21 protein-coding genes are annotated in these 23,702 nt (G+C 59.6%); 11 read left to right on the top strand and 10 right to left on the bottom strand.

All coding sequences use genetic code 11. The features are described from left to right. Positions 1 to 3 precede the first annotated feature (3 nt). From JNX03_RS03270 to JNX03_RS03255, 4 genes are all read right to left on the bottom strand, one after another. Positions 4 to 684, bottom strand: a complete 681-nt coding sequence (locus tag JNX03_RS03270; protein WP_203211023.1) for a TRAP transporter small permease — start codon at positions 682 to 684, stop codon at positions 4 to 6. 84 nt (positions 685 to 768) lie between these two features. Next, positions 769 to 1,770, bottom strand: a complete 1,002-nt coding sequence (locus JNX03_RS03265) for a DctP family TRAP transporter solute-binding subunit (protein WP_203211022.1) — start codon at positions 1,768 to 1,770, stop codon at positions 769 to 771. Positions 1,771 to 2,013: 243 nt separating this feature from the next. Continuing rightward, positions 2,014 to 3,243: a sigma-54-dependent transcriptional regulator gene (locus JNX03_RS03260; protein ID WP_203211021.1), complete on the bottom strand. Its 1,230-nt coding sequence runs from the start codon at positions 3,241 to 3,243 to the stop codon at positions 2,014 to 2,016. Beyond that, on the bottom strand, positions 3,240 to 5,006 hold the full coding sequence (locus tag JNX03_RS03255) for an ATP-binding protein (RefSeq protein WP_203211020.1): 1,767 nt from the start codon (positions 5,004 to 5,006) through the stop codon (positions 3,240 to 3,242). The genes JNX03_RS03260 and JNX03_RS03255 overlap by 4 nt, the downstream gene beginning before the upstream one ends. Positions 5,007 to 5,066: 60 nt before the next feature. On the opposite strand from JNX03_RS03255, the gene JNX03_RS03250 reads away from it, so the two are divergent. Beyond that, entirely contained in the window at positions 5,067 to 6,248 is a 1,182-nt protein-coding gene (locus tag JNX03_RS03250) for a cytochrome P450 (RefSeq protein ID WP_203211019.1), read from the top strand. A 179-nt stretch (positions 6,249 to 6,427) separates the two neighbouring features. On the opposite strand, the gene JNX03_RS03245 is transcribed toward JNX03_RS03250, so the two are convergent. Together JNX03_RS03245 and JNX03_RS03240 are read right to left on the bottom strand one after the other, a co-directional pair. Continuing rightward, positions 6,428 to 7,105 (bottom strand): nitroreductase, encoded by a 678-nt coding sequence (locus JNX03_RS03245; RefSeq protein WP_203212115.1) that lies wholly within the window; start codon positions 7,103 to 7,105, stop codon positions 6,428 to 6,430. A gap of 107 nt (positions 7,106 to 7,212) precedes the next feature. Beyond that, positions 7,213 to 7,674, bottom strand: coding sequence for an Lrp/AsnC family transcriptional regulator (locus JNX03_RS03240; RefSeq protein ID WP_025048271.1), 462 nt, complete (start codon positions 7,672 to 7,674; stop codon positions 7,213 to 7,215). 142 nt (positions 7,675 to 7,816) lie between these two features. On the opposite strand from JNX03_RS03240, the gene cysG reads away from it, so the two are divergent. The 6 genes from cysG to JNX03_RS03210 all read left to right on the top strand — a co-directional run bounded on the left by cysG (position 7,817) and on the right by JNX03_RS03210 (position 13,285). Continuing rightward, positions 7,817 to 9,211: a siroheme synthase CysG gene (gene cysG, locus JNX03_RS03235; protein WP_203211018.1), complete on the top strand. Its 1,395-nt coding sequence runs from the start codon at positions 7,817 to 7,819 to the stop codon at positions 9,209 to 9,211. Beyond that, positions 9,211 to 9,507: a DUF2849 domain-containing protein gene (locus tag JNX03_RS03230; protein ID WP_203211017.1), complete on the top strand. Its 297-nt coding sequence runs from the start codon at positions 9,211 to 9,213 to the stop codon at positions 9,505 to 9,507. Before cysG ends, JNX03_RS03230 begins: the two co-directional genes overlap by 1 nt. Continuing rightward, positions 9,507 to 11,186, top strand: coding sequence for a nitrite/sulfite reductase (locus tag JNX03_RS03225; RefSeq protein WP_203211016.1), 1,680 nt, complete (start codon positions 9,507 to 9,509; stop codon positions 11,184 to 11,186). Before JNX03_RS03230 ends, JNX03_RS03225 begins: the two co-directional genes overlap by 1 nt. After that, a complete protein-coding gene (locus JNX03_RS03220) occupies positions 11,176 to 11,958 on the top strand; it encodes a phosphoadenylyl-sulfate reductase (RefSeq protein WP_203211015.1) in 783 nt (260 codons plus the stop codon). Before JNX03_RS03225 ends, JNX03_RS03220 begins: the two co-directional genes overlap by 11 nt. Next, positions 11,955 to 12,368, top strand: a complete 414-nt coding sequence (locus JNX03_RS03215) for a DUF934 domain-containing protein (protein ID WP_203211014.1) — start codon at positions 11,955 to 11,957, stop codon at positions 12,366 to 12,368. The genes JNX03_RS03220 and JNX03_RS03215 overlap by 4 nt, the downstream gene beginning before the upstream one ends. Positions 12,369 to 12,436: 68 nt before the next feature. Beyond that, complete coding sequence (locus JNX03_RS03210; RefSeq protein WP_203211013.1) at positions 12,437 to 13,285, top strand: ferredoxin--NADP reductase; 849 nt, start codon at positions 12,437 to 12,439, stop codon at positions 13,283 to 13,285. 76 nt (positions 13,286 to 13,361) lie between these two features. Here JNX03_RS03210 and JNX03_RS03205 read toward each other — a convergent pair whose 3' ends face one another. After that, a complete protein-coding gene (locus JNX03_RS03205) occupies positions 13,362 to 14,237 on the bottom strand; it encodes a translation initiation factor 3 (RefSeq protein ID WP_203211012.1) in 876 nt (291 codons plus the stop codon). A 180-nt stretch (positions 14,238 to 14,417) separates the two neighbouring features. Between JNX03_RS03205 and infC the strand changes: the two genes are divergently transcribed. The 4 genes from infC (at position 14,418) to JNX03_RS03185 (ending at position 18,433) form a co-directional block, all read left to right on the top strand. After that, positions 14,418 to 14,990: a translation initiation factor IF-3 gene (gene infC, locus JNX03_RS03200; protein WP_231024131.1), complete on the top strand. Its 573-nt coding sequence runs from the start codon at positions 14,418 to 14,420 to the stop codon at positions 14,988 to 14,990. Positions 14,991 to 15,483: 493 nt separating this feature from the next. Then, positions 15,484 to 15,855, top strand: a complete 372-nt coding sequence (locus tag JNX03_RS03195) for a hypothetical protein (protein ID WP_203211011.1) — start codon at positions 15,484 to 15,486, stop codon at positions 15,853 to 15,855. Further along, positions 15,852 to 17,090 (top strand): methyltransferase family protein, encoded by a 1,239-nt coding sequence (locus JNX03_RS03190; RefSeq protein WP_203211010.1) that lies wholly within the window; start codon positions 15,852 to 15,854, stop codon positions 17,088 to 17,090. Before JNX03_RS03195 ends, JNX03_RS03190 begins: the two co-directional genes overlap by 4 nt. Continuing rightward, a complete protein-coding gene (locus JNX03_RS03185; RefSeq protein ID WP_203211009.1) occupies positions 17,090 to 18,433 on the top strand; it encodes a cytochrome P450 in 1,344 nt (447 codons plus the stop codon). The genes JNX03_RS03190 and JNX03_RS03185 overlap by 1 nt, the downstream gene beginning before the upstream one ends. An 83-nt stretch (positions 18,434 to 18,516) precedes the next feature. Here JNX03_RS03185 and JNX03_RS03180 read toward each other — a convergent pair whose 3' ends face one another. The 3 genes from JNX03_RS03180 to JNX03_RS03170 all read right to left on the bottom strand — a co-directional run bounded on the left by JNX03_RS03180 (position 18,517) and on the right by JNX03_RS03170 (position 23,571). After that, entirely contained in the window at positions 18,517 to 20,142 is a 1,626-nt protein-coding gene (locus tag JNX03_RS03180; protein ID WP_203211008.1) for an OmpA family protein, read from the bottom strand. 155 nt (positions 20,143 to 20,297) lie between these two features. After that, positions 20,298 to 21,089: an FAD binding domain-containing protein gene (locus JNX03_RS03175; protein ID WP_203211007.1), complete on the bottom strand. Its 792-nt coding sequence runs from the start codon at positions 21,087 to 21,089 to the stop codon at positions 20,298 to 20,300. Between the two features lie 118 nt (positions 21,090 to 21,207). Continuing rightward, on the bottom strand, positions 21,208 to 23,571 hold the full coding sequence (locus JNX03_RS03170; RefSeq protein ID WP_203211006.1) for a xanthine dehydrogenase family protein molybdopterin-binding subunit: 2,364 nt from the start codon (positions 23,569 to 23,571) through the stop codon (positions 21,208 to 21,210). Positions 23,572 to 23,702: the final 131 nt, after the last annotated feature.

Here is a 23,702-nt window from a genome sequence, read left to right as displayed (position 1 = left end):
ATCTTATCCTTCCGCGTTCATATGTTTGACGTCTTCGACCGCATCCTCAGCCTCGTGGCTGACAATCAGGCTGGTTTGACGTCCGGTGATGACTTTCAATGTCGCCTGCACAAAGCGCAGCAACAGCAGCGCCGCGCCGAAAGGCAGCATGAAATACGGGATGAAACGGGGCAGCTTTTCATAGGCTTCGCCCTCGTTCATGATCGGCTCGATAAAGCGGAGCCATTCAGGCACGGGGATGTCGATCACCTCGTACCAGGCCTGATCGCGGCTGTTCTCAAACCCTGTCGGGAACCAGCGCCCCGATGTGGCATCCAGCCCGGCAAATGGCGCCCAGTAATCCCATGCGCCTTTCATCAGCAGGCCCGCATAGATCACACAGATCAGCCCGGCAATCACCGCCAGAACCTTGCGCGGCCCTTCGTTAAAGAGGTTGATCACCGCATCTACCCCGAGGTGCGCCGTAACCTTGACCGCATAGCTCATGCCAAACAGCACCAGCCAGGCAAACAGGAATGTCACCGCTTCAAGACCCCAGATGATCCCTGTGTTAAAGCCGTATCGCAGCACCACGTTGATAAAGGTGATGATGGTCATCAATCCCAAGATCAGCGCAATTGCGGTCTCTTCGATTTCACTCACAATGCGGCCTAGGCCGCTTTGGGCTTGCCCGTGCGTTGCCATGTGGTTCCCCCCACTTGCCTTGAATTTCGGTGAAAATGGTAACGTGCAGCCAGCCCTTTGACAAAGGCTGGCTGCGTTTGACGCTTAGTGCTTGGCGTTGATCGCCTGCGCCGCGTCGATGTTTTCCTGACCGACGTCGTCCTTGAACTGCTCCCAAACAGGTTTCATCACGCTCACCCATTCGGCACGCTGTTCATCGCTCAGCTGGCGCACCACACCGCCGGCTTCGATGATCGCGTTTTTCGCGTCTTCGTTCACCTTGGTGGATTCCGCGTTCCGTGCTTCGGTCACTTCCTTGATGATGGTGGCGAGCTGGTCACGGACGTCCGCATCCAGGCTGTCCCACCAGTCAGAAGAAGTCACCAGCATATAGTCGATGATGCCGTGGTTGGTTTCGGTCACACCGTCCTGCACCTCAAAGAACTTCTTGCCGTAGATGTTGGACCATGTGTTTTCCTGACCATCCACAACGCCGGTTTGCAGGGCGCCGTAAACCTCGGAGAACGCCATCGGTTGTGGAGATCCACCAATTGCAGCCATCTGGGCCTTCAGAACGTCAGAGTTCTGCACGCGGAACTTCAGGCCATTGGCATCCGATGGGCTTTCCAGCGGCTTGTTGGCCGACATCTGTTTCATGCCGTTGTGCCAGAACGCGAGGCCCAGCAGACCGCGGCGGGTCATGCTTTCCTTCATTGCCTGACCGGTTTCGGAGTTCTGGAACTCATCCACCGCGTTGATGTTCTTGAACATGAAGGGCAGATCGAAAATGCGGAACTGCTTGGTGAACTGCTCGAACTTGGACAGCGATGGTGCGGCCAGTTGAACGTCACCCTGAAGCAGCGCTTCGAGCACCTGATCATCGTTATAAAGTGTCGAGTTCGGGAACACTTCGATGCAGGCCTTGCCGTTCATCTCTTCGTTCACACGGGTTTCCAGCAGCGACGCGGCGATCCCTTTTGGGTGCTTGTCGGTGTTGGTGACGTGGCTGAACTTGATGACGATTTCGCCATCATCACATGCGGCAGAGACTGCGCCTGCGCTGACAGACATGGTCAGGGCGACGGCGGCGGCGGTGAAAAACTTCATTGGTTTCCTCCCAGAAAACTAGAATCACAGATCGGGCACCCGGGTTGGATGCACTGGGGGCTATCAAACAGATCGCAATGCGGTCTCACAAGATTGTGTTAACCCTGATGGTCTTGAGGTCGTTTTTCCGATGATATTCAAACATCTAGCGGCCAAAGCTACTCATGGCCAACCAAGCCCACAGGGCGGTTTGTGCGAAATCCCGCACAAGCGATCCGGCACTTGTGCGAGAATCCGCACAGATCATTGGCGGAAATCTTCGGGCCGGATGCCATAGCGGGCCAGTTTGTCATAAAAGGTCTTGCGCGGCAGCTTCAGTGCCTCTGCTGCTGCCGAGGCCTGCCCAGCCGCACGGCGCAACGCGGCCTCAAGCAATGACTTTTCCACCAGCGACATTTGCTCATTCAGCCCAAGCGCGGCATCGGGGGCCACATCATCGGGCAATCCCATCACAAAGCGCATCGCCACTGACATGAGCGAACGTGCATTCCCCGGCCAGTCACGCCGCATCAGCCCCGCCACCACCTCTGGCGTGACGTCCGGTTTTTGAAGGCCCGCCTGCTCAGCCGCCTGATCGACATAGCGGCGGAACATCACGGGGATGTCCTCTGGCCGCTCGGCCAAAGACGGAATGCGCACGCTCAGACCTTCCATCCGGTAATAGAGATCGGCGTTGAACCGGCCCGCGTTGACCTCGGCCTTGAGGTCGCGGGTGTTGCCCACCATCAGGCGCACCCCTTCGGACGGGCTGCCGGTTTCGCTGAGTGTGAGTTGCAGTTGCGGGGACAAATGGGTGATTTCGTCCACAAACAGACTGCCGCCATCGGCCTCCTGCACGGCCTGGGCCAGTGTTTCCGCCGTCAGCCCTGCCGCCGCGCGTTTGACAAAGGGCGCTTTGGACCGGGCCGAGCTGAGGTGAATGACCTCGGCCACCTTCGACGTGCCCGACCCCGGCGCACCGTTGACCAGCACATCCTCTTCGGTCTGCGCCACCAGACGCACCCGCTTGCGCAGAGCCTCCGCCATCGCCGAGGTGCCAAACAGCATCCGTGCCGCCGGATCGCCGGTTTCAACCAGCTTCAACAACCGGCGATTTTCCAGCACCAGCGCACGGGTCTTGAGCGCCCGTTCCAGTACGCCCAGCAGATCGGCAGGCGCACAAGGTTTCTCCAGAAATCCGAAGGCACCCTGCCCCATCGCCGCCACGGCCATGGGAATATCGCCCTCGCCGGTCAGCAAGATCACCGGCAGATCGGCGTCCTGCTTCTGCGCGTATTGCAACAGATGAAACCCGTCCCGCCCAGGCATCCGAATGTCCGACAGGATCACTCCGTCAAAATCCGCCGTGATCCGGTCCTTGGCCGCCACAAAGGATCCGGCGGTGATCGCGGTGATCTCAGCCAGCTCAAGCGTTTGGGCCAATGCCTCGCGCACGGCGGCATCGTCATCCACCAAAAGTACCTGCCCTGTCATGCCACCTCTGCCTGCTTCACCTGATCTGCGGCGCGTTCCAGCGTCACGGAGAAAAGCGCCCCGCTGCCCTCACAATTGCTGCCTTTGATTTGTCCGCCAAAGCTTTGCACAATGCCATAGCTGATCGACAGACCCAGCCCCATACCGCCCGTGTCACCCGCCGGTTTGGTTGTGTAGAACGGATCAAACACCTTGTCGGGCATTTCGATCCCCGGCCCGGTGTCGCGGAAATTCACCGTCAGCGCATCGCCATCTGTTACCGAAATGCGCAGCACTTTCAGATCACTGTCACTCATGGCATCCACGGCATTGGTGATCAGATTGACAAACACCTGCCCCAGACGGACCTCGCCGCCGCGCACCCACAATGGGCCATCCCCTGCTGGATCATAGATCAACTCAACCCCCGCATCGGCGATATGATTGGCCGTCAGATCCAGCGCCGATTGCAGCACCGCCCGCAGTTCAACCCGTTCATCGGGGCGGTTTTCCTGCCGGGCAAAGGCCCGCAGGTTCTGGATGATCCGCCCCATGCGCCGTGCCATGTCCGAAATGCGGGTGAGGTTTTCGGTGGCGCGGTCCGGCGCGCCGCGGTCCATGAACTGCACCGCGTTTTCGGCAAAGGACCGGATCGCCATCAAGGGTTGGTTCAATTCATGGCTGATGCCCGCAGACATCTGGCCCAAGGCACTTAATTTGCCCGCTTGCACCAGATCATCCTGCGCCCGCCGCAAGGCCGCCTGCGCCTCCTCGCGCTCTGCCGCCTCGCGGCGCAATTGGGCGTTGGTGTCGCGCAAGGCGGCGGTGCGTTCCGCCACCCGCGCCTCAAGCTGCACATTGGCCTGTGTGAGGGCCCGCCGCCGCTCCGCTGCGAGAAACAGCAACGATCCAAAGGCAAGGCAAAGCGCCGCCACGGCCGCTGCCTGCGCCAGCGCGAACTGCCGGGTCTGCGCCACATCAAGCAAAACCTCGCCGGTGAGCCCGATGACCGGCAGAGCCTGGGTCAGATGCAGACCTTCTTGCGGCAGATACGGACCCCAGCCCAGCTGCCAGATTTCGTGCCCGCCAATGTACCGCGCCGAAAAGTCGGGCGCATCGCCCTGGGGCGGGAGCAATCCGGGGCTGTCTTCGGGCCGCTGCCAGAACAGGATCTCGGATCGGTTGGAGATATAGACCTCCCCCGCCGCATCGGTGAAAAACGCCGGCGGATTGGTGCCGCGCCAATTGTAATCAATGCCATTGAGATCGGTCATGACCACGACCGCGCCCTGCACACGGCCTGAGGGATCAAACACCGGCGCGGCATGGAAAAACGCACGGCGGGTCAAGGGCTCTCCCGGTCCATGACCCCAGCCCAACGCCCCGCGCAGCGCCCGTTTGATATAGCGCTGCTGCGCCAGATCGGCAGGTTCCGCGCCAATGGCAGAGGCCGCAACGCGGCCCTGCGCATCCACGATCAAAACATCCAGTGCCGCCGATTTATCCGCCACCTCCAGCAGCAAATCTGTGCTGCGGGTGACACCAATGCCCGACAATTCCGCCGCGACAGTGGGGTGATCGGCCAGCATCACCGCCAGATCGCGATAGCGCTGCAATTGCCCGACCAAACGGTCCCCGGCCAAGGCCAGATCCGCCTGCCCCCGCGCGGCCAGTTGATCCAGACCTTTGACAAAGGCATAGCGCCAGACCCCGCCCGAAAGCGCGGCCACCACCAGCAGAAAGGCCAGCACATACCCGGCCCGTTGTCGCAGATTGCCACTCATACGCCCATGATTGCACCTTCCCCCTTGCAAAGGCCAGTCCTGCGCGGCTTATCTGCCGCCATGAAAACGCTTTCCCTGTCTCCGCTTGATCCCGACTTTGTGCAAAACCCCTATGCCGCCTATGCCGCGGCGCGGGCAGATGGGCCGGTGATGTATTGGCGGGACTACGCCATGCCCGCCGCCTTTGATGCCGCCACCGTGCAGGCGCTGCTGCGCGACCGGCGGCTGGGCCGCGAGGTGCCGGAGGGCGCACGCCCGCCCTATCCTGTCCATCTGGTCGATTGGGCCGCGATGGAGGGCCACTCCATGCTGGAGCTGGAGCCGCCGCGCCACACTCGTCTGCGCGGCCTGGTTCTGCGTGCCTTTACCTCACGCCGGATCACGGCGCTGTTGCCCGATATCGAGGAGGTTACAGCGGAACTGCTGCAAGGTCTGCCGAAAGATCCCTTTGATCTGATCCCCGCCTATTGCACCGAATTGCCCGTGCGTATCATCGCAAGGCTTCTGGGCGTGCCCGAAACGATGTCAGCGGATTTGCTGCGCTGGTCCAATGCGATGGTGGCGATGTATCAAGCGGGCCGCAGCCGCGCCATCGAAGACGCGGCCAACTCCGCCACCGCCGAATTCGTGGATTTCCTGCGCGGCTATGTCGAAAAGCGCCGCAATGAGCCGCGTGATGATCTGATCACCAGCCTGATCGCGGCCGAGGAAGACGGCGAAAAGCTGACCCCGGATGAACTGATCGGCACCTGCATCCTGCTGCTGAATGCGGGCCATGAGGCGACGGTGCATTCCATGGGCAATGCGGTGAAATGCCTGCTGGAGCATCAAACCGGCCCGGCCGCACTTGCACCGGATCAGATCGGTGCCACGGTGGAAGAACTGCTGCGCTATGACCCGCCGCTGCATATGTTTACGCGTTTTGCCTATGAAGATATTGAATTGGACGGAGTGACCCTGAAATCAGGCGACGAAATCGCCCTGATGCTGGGGGCCGCAGCCCGTGACCCGGCAGTCTTTGAAAATCCTGATGTGTTTGATCCCTACCGGCTCGCAAAGCCCCATGCCGCCTTCGGCGGCGGCCTGCATTTTTGTGTCGGCGCCCCGCTGGCACGAATGGAACTGCAGGTGGCCCTGCCCGCGCTGTTTGAGCACCTGCCGCAGATGTCACTGGCCGAGGTGCCGCGCTATGCCATGAGCTATCATTTCCACAAACTGGACCGGCTGATGATCGCGCCATAGCAGGCGGCACTGCATGACGCAGACACCCGGGGCTTTGCCCCGGACCCCAGAGGTTTAAGGCCAAATGAAGAAAAAGGCGCCCTTCTCTTCATTTGGCCAAAAAACCTCCGGGGGAAGCGCCGCGCAGCGGCGGTGGGGGCTGGCCCCCTATCCGCCGGCGTCAGGCACCACGGCTTGCGTCAGTCATCAAACCCCAGAAATCTTGTGACATTTTCCACCGGGCGGCGGCGTGACACAACATCATTGGCAACAAACCCATCATCCGGCCAGCCCAGTGCGACACAGGTCAGGATAACTTGATCTTCCGGGATCTGCGCCACCTCATGCACCACGGGACTTTGCATGATGCCCTGCCCGTTGATCACCGCGCCAAGCCCGCGGGACCAGGCGGCAAGGACCAATCCATAGGTCATTGCACCCGTGTCAAAATGTGCAATCGTGTTGTTCAGCAAGCTGCGGTCGAAGCACACGACGATGGACACCGGCGCATCAAACTGGCGAAAGCCGCGCATGACCCAATCCTGCCGGCGCTCTGCATCGTGCCGCTCGATCCCCATCGCCTCGAAAAGCTGAATCGCGATCTCGATCTGGCGTTGGCGGTGTTCCCCCTCATAGGCGGCATAATCTTCGATATCGCGGGTCGGGGTCACGCCGCCCAGCATCCGTTCGGTGTTGCCTTTACGGACCTGCTCAAGCGGTTCTCCGGTCAGCACGTGCAAATGCCAGGGCTGGGTGTTCATCGAGGAGGGCGCGCGATTGGCCAGTGCGATCACTTCTTCCAGCAACTCTTGTGAGACCGGTTTGTCCAGAAACCCCCGAATGGAGCGGCGCTCTTGAATCGCCTGATCGATATTCATCATCTTGCCCTGCCTTGCTGTGCGTTTGGCCTCACGCTACGGCGCGGCGGGGCGCGTCCCAACCCCTTATGGCCGCGACGCTGCGTCAGCTGGGGCGCAGTATCCGATCAAAGCGGCAGCATCACCGTTGATTTGATCTCTTCCATCGACAAAAGCGCAGTCACGTTGTGCACACGCACCTCTGAAATCAGCGCCTGATAGAAGGCGTCATAGGCGCGGGCGTTCTTTACACGCACCTTGAGGATATAGTCGATGTCACCGGCCAGGCGGTGCGCCTCTTGCACTTCGGGCCGGTCTTGCAATGCTTTGAGGAAGGCTTTTTGCCAGTCTGCTTCATGTTCCGACGTGCGGATCAGCACAAAGAAACAGGCCTCGAACCCAAGCGCCTCGGCATCCAGCATCACGGTCTGCTGGCCGATCACCCCGCCCTCGCGCAATTTGCGAATCCGGTTCCACACCGGGGTCTTGGAAGAGCCGACATTGCGGGCAATATCATCAAGCGATTGGCTGGCGTCGCGCTGTAGCTCGGCCAGGATTTTCCGGTCAGTCTCATCAATTCGGACAGTCATTCTGTATTTTCCATTTCAGGCGGTTATCTGTTCTTTCTGCGCTGCGGTATGGAACAAATGTCCTTATCTACCGCCGCATCTAGCGGAATATCGGGAATATTTCCTATATTGAGGGTCAAGTCAAACGAAGTCAGGGCCTGTTATGGATCATTTCCCAATCTTTCTTGCCACCAGCGGCCAGCGCATTGTGCTGTCCGGCGGCGGCGATGCGGCATTGGCCAAACTGCGGCTCCTGCTCAAGACCACTGCTGAGATCCACGTTTACTCCCCTGCCCCCGCCGCCGAGATCGACCTTTGGGCCGCGCGGGGCAAACTTCAGTTGCATCGGCGATCGCTCCGTTCCGGAGATGTCGCCGGTGCAGCGCTTTTCTATGCTGCGGATGAGGATGACGCGCTGGACGCCGAAACCGCCGAAATCGCCCGCGCCGAAGGCGCGCTGGTCAATGTGGTGGACAATCTGGAGGCCAGCGCCTTTATCACGCCCGCCATTGTGGACCGTGATCCGGTAACCATCGCAATCGGCACCGAAGGCGCCGCGCCGGTTCTGGCCCGTGCCATCAAGGCCGATCTCGAAGAACGCCTGCCCAGTACGCTTGGCACCCTGGCGCGGATCGGCAAAGGGTTTCGCAAGATGGCCGAGGCGTTGCCCTTTGGCCGTGCCCGCCGCGATTTCTGGCGTGACTATTATTTCAACACCGGCCCCAAGGCGATGACAGCCGGCGAAGCCGAGGTACGTCCGGCGCTGGATGCCCTTTTGGACGATCATCTGACCCGCACCGCGCGCGCGGGGCACATTGCCTTTGTCGGTGGCGGTCCGGGCGATCCTGAATTGCTGACACTCAAGGCCCGCCGCGCCTTGGACGAGGCGGATGTGGTGATCTATGACCGCTTGATCAGCGCCGAAATCCTGGAACTGGCCCGCCGCGAGGCGCTGATGATTGACGTAGGCAAAGAGGGGTTTGGCCCCTCCACATCGCAAGAAACCATCAATGATCTGCTGGTCCAGCACGGATTGGCCGGGGCGCAGGTTGTGCGCCTGAAGTCAGGCGATGCCACTGTCTTTGGCCGTTTGGACGAAGAGATCGAGGCGATTGATGCCCATGGCATCGGCTGGCACATCGTGCCGGGGATCACATCGGCTTCTGCCGCTGTGGCCGCCATTGGTCAAAGCCTGACGCGGCGCGGGCGCAATGCCTCTGTGCGGTTCCTGACGGGCCATGACATGAAAGGCTTTGCCGATCATGACTGGGCCGCGCTGGCCCGGCCGAATGAAGTCGCTGCGATCTACATGGGCAAGAAATCCGCACGCTTTGTGCAAGGCCGCTTGATCATGCACGGCGCAGATCGTGCCACGCCTGTGACCGTGATCGAAAATGCCTCCCGCCCCGAACAATGCATTCTGGAGACCACTCTGAATGCCCTGCCCGATGATCTGATTAAGGCCAATATGACCGGCCCCGCCCTGACCTTTTATGGCCTGGCGCCGCGTGCCGCCGCCATTGCCGCCACTGAAATTCCGTTTGAGGAGATGGCCTGATGCCAAAACCCTTCACCCCCAAAGTTGTCACCGCCAATGCCTTGCTTGAAGGCGATGTGATCTACCAAACCGCCGCTGGCTGGAGCCGCGATCTGAAAGACGCGGAGATCCTCACCGATGAGGCCCACGCCGATCTGCGTATGATCGAAGCCAGCGCCCAGGTGGATCTGGTGGTTGGTGTTTATCTGGCCGATGTCTCGCTGGATGGCGACACCCCGCGCCCCACCCATTTCCGTGAGGATTTCCGTGCCACGGGCCCCTCGAACTATGTCCATGGCAAGCAGGAGCATATCTGATGTACAGCTATACCGAATTTGATCACGCCTTTCTGGCCGAGCGCAACGCGCAGTTCCGGGGACAGGTCGAACGCCGCATTGACGGGTCTCTGACCGAGGATGAATTCAAGCCCCTGCGCCTGATGAACGGTCTTTATCTGCAACTGCATGCCTATATGCTGCGCGTGGCGATCCCTTACGGCACGCTGAACAGCCGCCAGATGGAGAAACTGGCCGAGATTTCAGAGCGTTGGGACAAGGGATATGGCCATTTCACCACCCGCCAGAACATCCAGTATAACTGGCCGCAACTGCGCGATGTGCCTGATATGCTGGATGCATTGGCCGAGGTGAACCTGCATGCGATCCAGACCTCCGGCAACACGATCCGCAACGTGACCGCAGACCATTTCGCCGGTGCCGCGGCAGATGAGGTGGCCGATCCCCGCCCGGTGGCCGAATTGATCCGCCAATGGTCCACCGACCATCCGGAGTTTCAGTTTCTGCCGCGCAAGTTCAAGGTGGCTGTCACTGGAGACACCGCTGACCGTGCGGTGATCAAGGCCCATGACATCGGGCTGCGCATCGTCAAACGCGGCGAAGAGATCGGCTATGAAGTGATTGTTGGTGGTGGCCTTGGCCGGACCCCGATGATTGGCAAGGTTCTGTATGAGTTTGTATCTCAGGAAGACCTGCTGCCGACACTGGAAGCCATTGTCAGCGTCTACAACCTGCTGGGCCGCCGCGATAACAAATACAAGGCGCGGATCAAGATCACCGTGCATGAAAACGGCATCGAGGACATCCGTCAGCGGGTGAACGAGCGCTATGCGCTGATCCGTCCGCAGTTCACCGGCGTTGATCAACAGATGCTGGCGCGGATCGAGGCGGATTTTGGGGCGCCTGAGTTCAAGTCGGCGGATCAGACGCCTTACCTGAACGCCTATGATCAGGATCCCCTGTTCCGCAGCTGGGCCGACACCAACCTGACAGCGCACCGCAATCCGGAATATGCCATCGTGTCTATCTCGTTGAAAGCACACGGCAAAACACCCGGCGACGCGACGGGCCGGCAGATGCGTCTGATGGCGGCATTGGCCAAACGTTATGGCCATGATGAGCTGCGCATCAGCCACGAACAGAACGTGATCCTTCCGCATGTGCATCGCGGTGATCTGCCGTCGGTCTACTATGCGCTCAAGGCCGAAGGTCTGGGCACGGCCAACATCGGTCTGATCTCTGATATCATCGCCTGCCCCGGCATGGACTATTGCGCGCTTGCCACCGCGCGGTCGATCCCGATCGCACAGGAGATTGCCACCCGTTTTGACGAGTTGAAGCTGGAACATGACGTTGGCCCGCTCAAGATCAAGATTTCGGGCTGCATCAACGCCTGCGGGCATCACCATGTCGGCCATATCGGCATTCTGGGTCTCGACCGTGCTGGTGTAGAAAACTACCAGATCACGCTGGGCGGCGATGGCACCGAGGATGCGACCATTGGCGAACGGGCTGGCCCCGGATTTTCTGCAGATGAGATCATCCCGGCGGTGGAACGTGTGGTGCTGGCTTATCTGGATCTGCGCAATGATCCCGCAGAGACATTCTTGCAGACCTATCGCCGCCTCGGTCTCGCGCCGTTCAAGGCCGCGCTTTATCCGCAGGTTGCGGGCAAGGAAAGTCGGGCCAATGCCGCTTGATGACATCGGGACTGTGAGTCCTCACGCGAACCGGCTGCCGCCGGAGGATGCACTGCAGGTGGAGGTGGCCCATCTGAATGCCGCCCTGCGCCATCACAGCGCCACGGACGTGCTGCGCCGCGCGGTCGAGGTGCTGCCGAACCTTGCGCTGGTGTCCAGCTTTGGCGCGGAATCGGTCGCACTGCTGCATCTGGCGTCTATGGTGAAACGGGATTTGCCGGTGCTGTTTATCGACACCCAGATGCTGTTCACCGAAACACTGGTGTACCAGCAGGAACTCAGCGAACGGCTGGGCCTGCACAATGTGCGGATCATCAAGGCGGCGGATCTGGAGACCCATGATCCGGATGGCACCTTGCATCAGCGCGACACCGATGCCTGCTGTGACCTGCGCAAAACGCGACCGCTGGCAGCGGCGCTGGAGGGCTATGACGGCTGGATTTCAGGACGAAAACGGTTTCAATCCGGCACCCGCGCGGCGCTTGAGTTCTTTGAGGTCGAGGCAGGAACAGACAACAACCCGGCCCGCATCAAGGTCAATCCTCTGGCCTATTGGTCCTCGCAGGATGTGGCTGATTACATTGACGAAAACCGCCTGCCCCGGCATCCGCTGGTGGCCAAGGGCTTTCCCTCTATCGGCTGCGCGCCTTGCACATCCAAGGTGGCACCGGGTGAGGATGCCCGCGCGGGGCGCTGGCGCGACCAGGACAAAGAAGAATGCGGCATTCATTTTGTGAACGGCAAAATGGTGCGCACAGGAGATATGACATGACACAGTTGATCAACGACACCGGTTTCGTGGCGGATGACTGGACCAAGGGTTTCTGTGGCGCAGGTGCCGCAAATGATTGCGTGGCGCTGGATCTGGCATCGGACAGTGATCCCAACAGCGTCGAACTGGCCCCCTCGATCGAGATGATCCGCATTGATTTCCCGTCCTCGGCCGATGGGCGCGGCTTTACGATTGCGCGGGCCTTGCGTCTGCGCGGGTATCAGGGCCGCTTGCGGGCCAAGGGGCATCTGCTGGCCGATCAATATGCGATGGCGCGGCGCTCCGGATTTGACGAAGTGGAGGTCAACGACGAGATCGCCGCCCGCCAACCTGCGGATCAATGGTTGTTCCGTGCCGATTGGCAGGCCCATGATTATCAGTCCCGTCTGCGCGGCGCCCCTGCGACCTGACGTGCAATTGCCCTTTGGGGCTTCATCTTCTAAGACAAGGCCGCAAGCGCCGCTTGCGTGATTTTATAATGACAGAGCAGACCCCCGTGAACCAAACCGCCGCCAAACCCGTGCCGACCCTGCCCGATGCGCAGACCGTGACATCCGTCAAACACTGGACCGACCGGTTGTTTTCCTTTCGGGTGACGCGCCCGGCCTCGCTGCGGTTCCGCTCGGGCGAATTTGTGATGATCGGGCTGATGGGCGATCCGCATCCCGAAACCGGCAAACAAAAGCCGCTACTGCGCGCCTATTCCATCGCCTCTCCGGCGTGGGACGAAGAATTGGAGTTCTACTCGATCAAAGTGCAAGACGGCCCGTTGACCTCCAAGTTGCAGCACATCCAGCCCGGTGATGAAATCATTCTGCGCCCCAAACCTGTTGGAACGCTGGTGCATGACGCCCTGTTGCCCGGCAAGCGCATCTGGTTTTTTGCCACCGGCACCGGCTTTGCCCCCTTTGCCTCGCTCCTGCGGGAACCGGAGACCTATGAGAAATTCGAAGAGGTGGTGATCACCCATACCTGCCGCGATGTGGCAGAGCTGGAGTATGGCCGCCGGTTGATCGAAGAGCTGAAGTCAGACGAGCTGATGCAGGAACTGATCGGCGCCGAGAACCTGAACAAGATCCGCTATTACCCCACAACCACGCGGGAGCAGAGCCCAAAGATGGGCCGGATCACAACGCTGTTGCAGGATGGTACGGTCTTTGCCGATCTCGGGATCGACGGGATCAATGCCGAAACCGACCGTGCGATGGTCTGCGGCAGCCTTGATTTCAACAAGGACATCCTTGCGATCCTCGAAGGTTTCGGCCTTGAGGAAGGGGCAAATTCAGATCCCAAACACTTTGTGATCGAAAAGGCGTTTGTGGGGTAAGCCACTAATATAAAGACAAAAAGAAACCGCGCCCTGTTGCCAAGGCGCGGTTTTTTGTTTCCGGTGAAGGGGCTGATTACAGACCCATCGCCTCGCGAACCTTTTCCAATGCAGCTTTGAGCAGTTCAGGATTGTCCTGCGCCTTGCGCACTGTTTCGGTCAGCAGTTTTTTCTGCACCGCGCCCAGTTCGGAGTCCTCGATCATGGTGCTGACCTTCTCGAAGTCAAAGCCATCCACGCTCAACAACTGATCCAACATAGACGTTTCAGCCGCCTCGGCGGTTTCGCTGATAGCCTCAGCAGTGTCAGTGGCAGAATCTGTTGCCGCTTCGGTGGTTTCGGTCACCGCATCGGTCGCTGCCTCTGTGGCCTCGGAGGCCGCCTCTGTTGTTGCTTCCGCCGCCTCGGTTGCGGTCTCTGTTGCGTCTGTCGCAGCGTCGGTTGCCGCGTCGGCCGCTGTATCTGCGGCCTCGCTGGCTGTGTCAGTGGCTGCATCAACAGTGTCCGTTGCAGCCTCGGTGGCGGTGTCGGCTGCATCGCTGACCGCTTCGGCTGTGGCATCCGTCGCTTCACTTACGGTCTCTGTCGCCGCTTCTGCGGCATCGCTGGCCGCTTCGGTAGCGGTTTCAGCGGCTTCTGTCGCGGCATCCACGGCGTCACTTGCCGCTTCGGCTGCGGTATCGACGGCATTGACTGCCGCGTCTGTCGCTGCTTCGGCAGCTTCACTTGCGGCCTCTGCTGCGTCACTTGCAGCGGCGGCGGCATCATCCACTGCGTCGCTGGCAGCGTCCGTCACGGCAGTTGCTGCCTCGGTGGCCGCTTCGATCGCGGCAGGTGCGTTTACGGCATCAGCCGCCTCCGTCGCCACTTCGGTCGGCGACTTGCCGGAGAACAACATATAGCCCCCCAGGCCGATCACGGCTGCAACGATAATCCAAATAGCATTTCTCATGTATGATCCCCATAATTCCTGCGCCTTTCGGGGGCTGATCCCCTTTTGCGGCTGCTGCTTGGTCAATTGCGCCTGTTGCGGCATCTGTTCAAGGGGAATTTCCGGCCGGAAGCGGCCCTCCGCCGCAATTACACGCTTGAAGTAGTGCCGTAGCGGGTTTACTTTACATCCTCGCTAATAGTGAACAATCAAAGGACAATCACCATCGCTCGCAGACCCCATAACGCGCCGCCCCAACGTGACACCGGCCCGCGCGTCAATGACAACATCCGCTCCCCTGAAATTCGCCTGATTGGCGCTGACGGTGAAAACGTCGGCGTTGTGACGCCGGCCCGCGCCATGGAAATGGCAGATGAGGCCGGGCTCGATCTGGTAGAAATCTCGCCCAATGCCAACCCGCCCGTGTGCAAGATCATGGACTTTGGCAAATTCAAGTACGAGACTCAGAAGCGCGAAGCCGAAGCACGCAAAAAGCAAAAGATCATCGAGATCAAAGAGGTCAAGTTCCGCCCGAACACCGACACCAATGATTACGATGTGAAAATGCGCAATGTGTTCAAGTTTTTGGACAATGGCGACAAGGTGAAAATCACCCTGCGTTTCCGGGGCCGCGAGATGGCGCACCAGAACCTGGGCCGCGAGTTGCTTGAGCGGGTCGCGGAGGACACCAAAGAGGTGGGCCGCGTGGAGAACTTCCCCAAGATGGAAGGCCGCCAGATGGTCATGCTGATCGGACCTTTGCCTTCAAAATAGACCAACATGGTCTTCTCATCGCTCCCTCAAGGGGGAGCGACTGCCAGACCTCGGCATCCGCTTCGCGCACGCCTTGGAAGGCCGCCAGATGGTCATGCTGATCGGACCTTTGCCTTCAAAATAGACCAACATGGTCTTCTCATCGCTCCCTCAAGGGGGAGCGACTGCCAGACCTCGGCATCCGCTTCGCGCACGCCTTGGAAGGCCGCCAGATGGTCATGCTGATCGGACCTTTGCCCGCAAAATAGACCAAGACGGTCCTCTCATCGCTCCCTCAAGGGGGAGCATTTCTCAGTAGCGCGACAATCACGTTGCCACTGAACTTCATGAATGCACTCTTCGCAGTAGTGTCTTGAATTCGGCCCAAACATTCGACCTGATGCGCGCCCTTAGGACAATACAACCCAAAGGAGTGCTTCTCATCACATGGCGCTTTCGGTAAGGGTATCTGGGAGGAAATTGATGCCTCGCATGAATGAAGTGAATTGAACTGTTGATCAGTATAGCACAAAAATGGGTGGTCCTGCTTTTCTGCTTGGCCTTTCTCGCATTTACAGTACGCGGTTTCTTTGCGCTTCGTAATCTCGTCCATGGTGACGTCACCGCGTTCCTCGCTTTTCCGCTTTCGGTTATCTTGCCAGGATTGGCTTTCGTCTTTGTGGGGCGGCTGAGAAACATGCGCTCCGAAGAAGGGGCGCTGATGCAGATCGGCGTGATGATCCAACTGATACTTATCCTGTCATTGCCGTCCCTTGCGCTTTTTCTTGCTCTTGGATTTCCCGTTGTCTTCCTGGCCGTCGAACTCTTTGAAACACAGGCGCCGGCAGAGCTACGGAAAAGTATCAAAAGGCAGTTGCTGAAATGATCGGCTTGACCCTTCCTGAGTCATTGATGCTGGCGTTGCGGTGGGCGTTGTTGCTTGGGCCGGTCGGCCTTGTGTTAGCGATGGTTAAGATAAGAGGCACCTCAGAACGCAGGCAAATCGGTGGGCTTTTCGCGTTTCTCTATGGTGTTCCGATGATCTTTGTGACGCATTCTTTTGCCCTGCATTTTGGATGGTGGCGCTATGGGTGGGACACGTTGATGATCAATAACATTCCGGCTGATATCGTAATTGGTGGAGCAATACTTTTTGGTCCGGGGCTCTATTTTTCCTTCCCGAACACGCGCCCCTATATGATCTGTTTGCCGATCGTCCTGGGACTTCATGGCACCGTTTTCAACTCGCTTGAGCCGTTGGTATTCGCTGGACCGTATTGGTACTGGGGTGTAATTCTTGTCTTCATCGTGGCACATTTGCCCGCACTCTATCTCGCCAAATGGACGGAGGAAGATCGATATCTGCCGCTTCGTTGTGCCCTTTTGGCGATCATGACCGGCGGCATGATTTTTGCCATCGTACCCGCACTGATCATGCAGGCTATGGGGGGCAATTGGGATCTGCTAAACCGACCGGATTGGGGCACCGCCACCGCCTGTGTTGCTTTGGTTTTTGTCTCGGTTATTGGTCTAAGCGCCAATCAGTCTCTTTGCCTTCATGGGAATGGCACTCCGATCCCCCTTGATCCGACCAAGCGATTGGTCACAACCGGTATCTACCCCTATGTGTCCAACCCAATGCAACTTTCAGCGGCATTGGCGTTTCTGATTCTTGGACTGTTCTTATGGAACATCTGGATAATGGCTGCGGCGCTCATGGCTTGGATCTTTGTTCAAGGTATGGTCCGGTGGCACCACCGACACGATCTGTTGAAACGATTTCCACAGGAGTGGATAATCTACAAAGAAAACGTGCCTGAATGGGTGCCCCGGTGGAAGCCGTGGATCAAGGTCGAGGCCACCGTTTTTCTGAGGTCTGATCGCCAGTTTTTGCGCTGGCTTCTTTCCTATGCCACGGGCTTGCAGGTCAGGGATGGACCCGGAAAAGCCATTTACAACAATCCGGCCGACCGGCGCGGTTTTCGTGGTGCGCCTGCCGTCATTGCAGCAGTGTCACATATCAATTTTCTCTGGATGGTGATCGCCGCGGCCCTGATGCTTCCAGTGCTTGCGGTTCCGTATCTGGCCGATCTGCGGCGCACGACGGGGGATCTGACCTGATGGAAGGTTCTATTGCCCATTGGGTACAACCATCGTCGGCTCTGCTTGGCCTGAACCACCTTTTGCACATCCGGAGCAATCAACTCCGTTTCTATGAACGCTTGCGCGACACCCACGGAGACGTCGTGCGATTAAGGTTGGGACCGTATCGCAGTCATTTGTTGTTCCATCCGGACCATATCGAGGAATTGCTAACCCGGAAGTGGTCCAATTTCGTCAGATTCAAAAAGTTGATGCAAGTCGTGCGCCAATGGAATGGCGATAGCCTTATCTTAGCCGAAGGTGACGATTGGCGGGAGCGCCGCAGGAAGGTGATGCCCGCCTTTCAGACCAAACGGTTGCCGGGGTACGGAGCGATGGCCGTGAACGAAACCACACGTCTTTGCAATCAGCTTAGTGATTTGGCCGTGGCCGGAAAACTGAGCATCAACACAGATTCCACGATGGCGCGGCTGACCCTGGACATTGCAACCCGCACCCTGTTTGGTGCCGATCCCCGGACCAATGGTGCGGACATCGAACGCGCCATCCAAATCCTTTCCGATACAGCATTTCGAGAATCCACTGCCCCAGTGAACATGCCTGACTGGCTGCCTTTACAGGGCAAATACCGCAAAAAATGGGCGGTGAAAGTCCTGGATGATCTCGTGAGGGGGCTGGTTCGAGAACGGATGGAACGCGGGGACCGGGGCGCTCAGGCCGATTTGCTCATATCGTTGATCCAGCAACACAAGGGTGACTTTGAAAAAATCAGAGACGATGTGATGAGCCTACTGATTGCGGGTCACGAAACATCGGGGGCATTGCTCAGCTGGGTATTTGCCTGCCTTGCGCAAAACCCGGATTGGCTTGCCAAGCTTAGGCAGGAACTTGAGGTGAATTTGAGGGGCAGACCCCCGGTGGCCGCCGACCTCAAGGCGCTCTCGGTATTGGGGGCCGTTATCAATGAGACCCTGCGTCTTTATCCTCCAGCCTATTCGTTGTTCCTGCGTCAAGCGGAGCAAGACACCGATTTGCTTGGACTGAGATTGCGAAAGGGCGATCTGGTTCAAATTGTTCCGTTTATCACGCAGCGTGATCCCCGTTTCTTCGCCAACCCGCGAATTTTTGACCCTAAGCGGTTTTTGAGTGACCCCACTTGGCCGCAATATGCATATCTACCTTTCGGCGCTGGCCCACGCGTATGTATTGGACAAAAATTTGGGTTGATGGAAAGCTGCCTGGTGGTCGCCACGGTGCTGCAACGGATGGTGCCTGAACGGTTGGCGCAATTCCCCACGCTGTCAGCCAAATTCTCGCTGCGGCCCCTGGAAGGTTTGCCAATGACTTGGAGTATGATCTAGCCATCGACAAAAAGCATGTGGACGAGATATCAAAAAGCCCCCGCTCTCGCGGGGGCTTCTCTGTCTCTTCAATACAAAATCTCTTACCGCAGCAAGCCGGTGATGTTGCGGACAACGGCGCGGCGGTTGGCAGGCTCGTCGTCCAGGGACGGCACCTTGAGGTCCGACTCGCCGTAGCCTTGGGTGATCATGTTCTGCGGCGGCACGTCGAAATATTCGGTCATGGCCAGCGCTACAGTTTCCGCCCGCCGATCCGACAACGCCAGATTGTAGGTGGCATTGCCCACAGCATCGGTGTGGCCCTCCACAAGAATCACCGTGCGCGGATCTTTGGCAATCAGATCACTCAGCGTCCGGCCAATCCGGGCAAGGCTGCGTGCCTGTTCAGGGCGGATCGCGGCAGAGCCAGTGGCGAATTGGACCGCATCCAGTTCAAGCTGCGGCGCGAGGGCGCGAACCTGCGGGATCTCACGCACCTGGCGCAGCGAGAAACGCCGCCCCTGGTCCGCCATCATCTCGGCCTGAAGTGCCGCCCGCAAGTCGGCCTCTTCACGTTTGCCAACCTGATTGTCGCTCTGAACCACCTGCGGCAGCTCGTTCACGATCACTTCCTGTTCTTCGACCAGATCATCAACAAGGACAAATTCCCGGCCCTGCGGATCAACCGAGATCCGGCGCAGCACGGTCCCATCGCGGCCTCGTATCGTTACGATCTTGGAATTGTCCGGTTTGGTCACGATTGTGCGGGTGGAACCGTCATCAAAGGTCTCGGTGCGCACTTCGTCACCTGGGCGGCGGATCAGGGCGTCATCGTCCTTGAGCACACGCAGATCGCCATTGGGATCTTCGACCACAACGCGGTCGCCCGAGCGGCTGACCACTTTGTCGCCGTTTTTCAGAACGGATCCCACAACCACAGCGCCAAGGCCAAGCAGAAGGGCTTTTTCAAATTTGCTCAACCCGCCATCGTCTTTGGCTACAGGCTGGTCACTGCCGGTCACGGCGGTGTCAAACTCCTCGTCTGATGAGCGGACCTCATCCTGCTGAACCTCTTGCGTGGTCACTTCCGCCTCGGCATTGCCTTCGGCAGCGGCCTCTGCTGCGGCACGGGCGGCGGCGCGCTCCGCCTCACGTTCTGCGCGGCGCTGTGCACGGCGCTCTTCGCGGCGAGCCTCCTTGGCGGCCTGTTTTTCAGCGTCTTTGGCAGCTTTTGCTTCAGCTTGAGCCTCCTCTTCGGCTGCGGCTTCCGCTGCCGCTTCCGCTTCGGCGGCAGCTTGTGCCGCGGCTTCCGCGTCCGCAGCCGCTTGCGCCTCTGCTTCAGCTTGCGCAGCTGCCGCAGCTTCTGCCGCGGCCTGTGCTTCGGCTGTTGCCTCGGCCTCGGCCTGCGTTTCAGCCGCCGCCTCTGCGGCCGCTTCTGCATCCAGCTTGGCCTGCGCGTCCGCCGCGATCTGCGCCTCGACCTTCGCGGCCTCCGACAGCGCGGATTGTTCGGCGATCAGCTTTTCAAGAGCGGTGCGATCCAGCCCCAGAACCCGGCCGGCGTCATAAGCATCGGCAATCCGGTTGCCGTCGATCTGGCAAGGAATCTCCAGCAGCCCGTCAACGTCACACTGCGGCAAGTCACCCGCAGATTGGGCCAAGGCGGGGGCCGGCATGGCCATCGCCAGACACAGGCCGAGAGTTGTGGTGGATTTCAGAATCTGTTGCATGTGGTGGTCCTCATTACGCTTGGCACCGTGAAACGGCGCTTTCTACTCAACGCAAAGTGAGGGCTCAGGGTTCCGCTATGCAATATCAACGGCAAAAGGCCGCGCATCCAGATCGGGATACGCGGCCTTTTCCTTGCGTCACAGTCTGGCGCGGATCAGCCGATCGCGGCAACGGCCCGTTTGGTCATCACGCCAATCAAATGAGCGCGGTATTCGGCTGTGCCATGCAGGTCACTGATCATGTCGGTGCTGTCCACCGACAATCCGTCCAGTGCGCCGGCAGAGAAATTCGACGACAACGCCGCCTCCGCCTCAGCCCAGCGGAAAACACCGTTGTTGGATGCACCTGTGATCGCCACGCGCACACCATCGCTGAATTTGGCCACGAAGGCTGCAACAAGCGGAAAGCGCGAGGCCGGTTGCAGGAACTTTTCGTAGTGCGCCGCCTGCGGGATCGGGAATTTCACTTCGGTGACGATTTCCCCTTCTTCCAGCGCCGTGGTGAACATGCCTTGGAAGTAATCATCCGCCGCAATTTCGCGGGCATTCGTCACAACTGTCGCGCCGCTGCCCAGCACCCCTGCGGGGTAACAGGCAGAGGGGTCGTTGTTGGCAACAGAGCCACCGATGGTGCCGCGGTTGCGCACCGCCGGATCACCGATCCGCGCGGCGAGCGAGGCCAGCGCAGGATAATGCGCTGCCGCTTCGGCTGCGACAGTGGCGTGGGTGGTGGCCCCGCCAATGCAAAGCTGCCCGTCATCGGACATGCACACGCCTTTCATTTCATCCACAGCGCTCAGCGACACCAAGACCGAGGGCGCCGCAAGCCGCGCCTTTAGGGTCGGGATCAAGGTTTGCCCGCCGCTGAGCGGCTGCGCATCTTCCCGGCTCAGTGCCTGCACCGCATCTGCGATGGACTGAGGACGTTCCACATCAAAATTATACATTGTCTTTCCTTCCGATCAGGAGGCACGGACCATCTTGTCACTGCGCCCCTTCTTCACTTGCCAGATAAACTCCGGGGGGTGCGGGGGGCTGGCCCCCCGTCCGCCCGAAGCTGCATCCTCATCCGTTCATGGCCGCCCAGACTCGCGCCGGTGTCACCGGCATGTCGATATGGCCCACGTCCTTACCACCAGAGCGCATCGCGTCCAGCACCGCATTGACCACCGCGGGCGGCGATCCGATTGCCCCCGCCTCGCCGCAGCCTTTTACGCCCAATGGGTTGTGCGTGCAGGGCGTCTGGCAGGAATGATCCACCTCGTAGAACGGCAGATCGCTGGCCCTTGGCATTGCGTAATCCATGTAAGACCCGCTGAGCAATTGGCCATCGCTGTCATAGGAACAGTTTTCCAACAGCGCCTGACCAATGCCCTGTGCCAGACCGCCATGGACCTGTCCGGTCACGATCATCGGGTTCACCACATTGCCAAAGTCATCGGCCGCGAGGAACCGTTCGATCTTGACCTCGCCGGTGTCGGGGTCCAGCTCCACCTCGCAAGCATAAGCGCCCGACGGATAGGTAAAGTTGGACGGATCATAGAACGCGGTCTCTTCAAGGCCCGGCTCCACGTCTTCCAGCGGGTAGTTGTGCGGCACATAGGCGGCGAGGGTCACGTCGCCCCAGGCGACGGATTTATCCGTACCTGCCACGCTGAATGCACCGTCCTTCAATTCGATATCCGCCTCGGAGGCTTCCATCAGGTGCGCCGCGATCTTTTTCGCCTTGGCGATGATCTTTTCGGTGGCCCGCACCATGGCAGAGCCGCCAACGGCCAGCGAGCGCGAGCCATAGGTGCCCATACCCATCGGCACTTTGGAGGTGTCACCGTGGACAATCTCGACCATGCCTTCGTCGATGCCGATCATATCCGCGACAACCTGCGCAAAGGAGGTTTCGTGCCCCTGCCCGTGGCTGTGCGATCCGGTCATCACCACCAGACCACCCGTGGCGTTGACCCGCACCGTGGCGCTTTCGTATAGGCCGGCACGCGCGCCCAGTTGCCCAACAAGGTTGGACGGCGCGATGCCGCAGGCTTCGATATAGCAGTTCACACCAAAGCCGCGCAGCTTGCCCTTGGCCTCGCTGGCCTTGCGCCGCGCCTCGAACCCGGACAGATCCGCCATCTCTTCCAGCTTGTCCATTGTGGCGTTGTAATCACCGGTGTCATATTCAACCGCCACCGGCGTGGCATAGGGGAACTCGGTGATAAAGTTCTGCCGCCGGAGGGCAATCGGATCGACCTTCAGCTCATGTGCCGCCTTGTCAATCAGGCGTTCCAACTGAAAACTCGCCTCTGGCCGGCCCGCGCCGCGATAGGCGTCCACGGGCACGGTATTTGTAAAGACCGCCTTGACGTTTACATAGATCAGCGGCGTTTTGTAGTTGCCCGCCATCAAGGTGCCATGCAGCCATGTGGGCACCGAAGGCGCAAAGGTGCTCAGGTAGGCGCCCATGTTGGCATAGGTGTCGGTGCGCAGCGCGGTAAAGTTGTTGTCTGCGTCCAGTGCCAATTCGATCTTGGTCACATGGTCTCGGCCATGGGCATCCGACATGAACGCCTCGGTCCGGCTGGAGGTCCATTTGACCGGGCGGTTGCATGCCTTGGCGGCAAAGGTACAAAACGCCTCTTCCTGATAGTGAAAAATCTTGGTGCCAAAGCCGCCGCCCACATCGGGTGAAACAACGCGCAGCTTGTGCTCTGGAATGCCCAGCACGAAGGCGCCCATCAACAGGCGGATCACATGCGGGTTCTGCGAGGTGGTATAAAGGGTGTGCTCATCGCCAGCACGGGAATAGTCACCGATGGCCACGCGCGGCTCCATCGGGTTGGCAACCAGTCGGTTGTTGACCAGCTCAAGCGTGGTGACATGTGCGGCCTCGTCAAAGGCCTTGTTCACCGCGTCCTTGTTTTCTTCGACAAAGCCCCAATCGTAACACAGGTTCGAGGTGAGATCGTCATGAACCTTGGGCGCACCATCCTGCACCGCCTCTTTCATGTTCACAACGGCGGGCAGCTCATCAATATCGACCGAGATCGCCTCGGCCGCGTCGCGGGCCTGTTCCAGCGTTTCGGCCACCACGGCGGCAATCGGTTCGCCGACATGGCGGACCTTGCCATGGGCCAGAACCGGATGCCGGGGCTCCTGCATCACCTCGCCATGCCTGTCTGTGACCTGCCAACCGCAGGGAATGCTGCCGACCTCTTCGAAGTCCGCACCGGTAAAGATCTGCACCACGCCGGGCATATCCGCCGCGGCGGATGTGTCCACATTGGTCAATGTGCCATGGGCCACGTCAGAGCGCAGGAAGAAGACATGCGCCTGCCCCCGTATGTTCATGTCGTCCGTGTAATTGCCCGCGCCGGTCAAAAACCGGACGTCCTCGCGCCGCTTGCTGCTGGCGCCGATACCACCGTCCTTTGGCATAGTCATTCCTCCCTATGGGGTTGATGTGCAGGCACATCCACCGTGTCATCTGAGCCGCGCGCTGGCCTCCCCGCCGCGCATGGCTGTTTGATTTGACGCGCTTTGCACCGCGTTCCGCTTTGGGGTCGGGC

Origin of the sequence: Sulfitobacter mediterraneus, assembly GCF_016801775.1 — a bacterium.
In the GTDB taxonomy this organism is placed as follows: domain Bacteria; phylum Pseudomonadota; class Alphaproteobacteria; order Rhodobacterales; family Rhodobacteraceae; genus Sulfitobacter; species Sulfitobacter mediterraneus_A.
Note: the sequence above shows the minus strand (reverse complement) of the source record. Positions and strands in the feature narration are given on the sequence as shown.

Bases quoted from the DNA above. Each gene is read 5' to 3' on its own strand.
- JNX03_RS03270 (WP_203211023.1), bottom strand. From the start codon at position 684: ATGGCAACGCACGGGCAAGCCCAAAGCGGCCTAGGCCGCATTGTGAGT.
- JNX03_RS03265 (WP_203211022.1), bottom strand. From the start codon at position 1,770: ATGAAGTTTTTCACCGCCGCCGCCGTCGCCCTGACCATGTCTGTCAGC.
- JNX03_RS03260 (WP_203211021.1), bottom strand. From the start codon at position 3,243: ATGACAGGGCAGGTACTTTTGGTGGATGACGATGCCGCCGTGCGCGAG.
- JNX03_RS03255 (WP_203211020.1), bottom strand. From the start codon at position 5,006: ATGAGTGGCAATCTGCGACAACGGGCCGGGTATGTGCTGGCCTTTCTG.
- JNX03_RS03250 (WP_203211019.1), top strand. From the start codon at position 5,067: ATGAAAACGCTTTCCCTGTCTCCGCTTGATCCCGACTTTGTGCAAAAC.
- JNX03_RS03245 (WP_203212115.1), bottom strand. From the start codon at position 7,105: ATGAATATCGATCAGGCGATTCAAGAGCGCCGCTCCATTCGGGGGTTT.
- JNX03_RS03240 (WP_025048271.1), bottom strand. From the start codon at position 7,674: ATGACTGTCCGAATTGATGAGACTGACCGGAAAATCCTGGCCGAGCTA.
- cysG (WP_203211018.1), top strand. From the start codon at position 7,817: ATGGATCATTTCCCAATCTTTCTTGCCACCAGCGGCCAGCGCATTGTG.
- JNX03_RS03230 (WP_203211017.1), top strand. From the start codon at position 9,211: ATGCCAAAACCCTTCACCCCCAAAGTTGTCACCGCCAATGCCTTGCTT.
- JNX03_RS03225 (WP_203211016.1), top strand. From the start codon at position 9,507: ATGTACAGCTATACCGAATTTGATCACGCCTTTCTGGCCGAGCGCAAC.
- JNX03_RS03220 (WP_203211015.1), top strand. From the start codon at position 11,176: ATGCCGCTTGATGACATCGGGACTGTGAGTCCTCACGCGAACCGGCTG.
- JNX03_RS03215 (WP_203211014.1), top strand. From the start codon at position 11,955: ATGACACAGTTGATCAACGACACCGGTTTCGTGGCGGATGACTGGACC.
- JNX03_RS03210 (WP_203211013.1), top strand. From the start codon at position 12,437: ATGACAGAGCAGACCCCCGTGAACCAAACCGCCGCCAAACCCGTGCCG.
- JNX03_RS03205 (WP_203211012.1), bottom strand. From the start codon at position 14,237: ATGAGAAATGCTATTTGGATTATCGTTGCAGCCGTGATCGGCCTGGGG.
- JNX03_RS03190 (WP_203211010.1), top strand. From the start codon at position 15,852: ATGATCGGCTTGACCCTTCCTGAGTCATTGATGCTGGCGTTGCGGTGG.
- JNX03_RS03185 (WP_203211009.1), top strand. From the start codon at position 17,090: ATGGAAGGTTCTATTGCCCATTGGGTACAACCATCGTCGGCTCTGCTT.
- JNX03_RS03180 (WP_203211008.1), bottom strand. From the start codon at position 20,142: ATGCAACAGATTCTGAAATCCACCACAACTCTCGGCCTGTGTCTGGCG.
- JNX03_RS03175 (WP_203211007.1), bottom strand. From the start codon at position 21,089: ATGTATAATTTTGATGTGGAACGTCCTCAGTCCATCGCAGATGCGGTG.
- JNX03_RS03170 (WP_203211006.1), bottom strand. From the start codon at position 23,571: ATGCCAAAGGACGGTGGTATCGGCGCCAGCAGCAAGCGGCGCGAGGAC.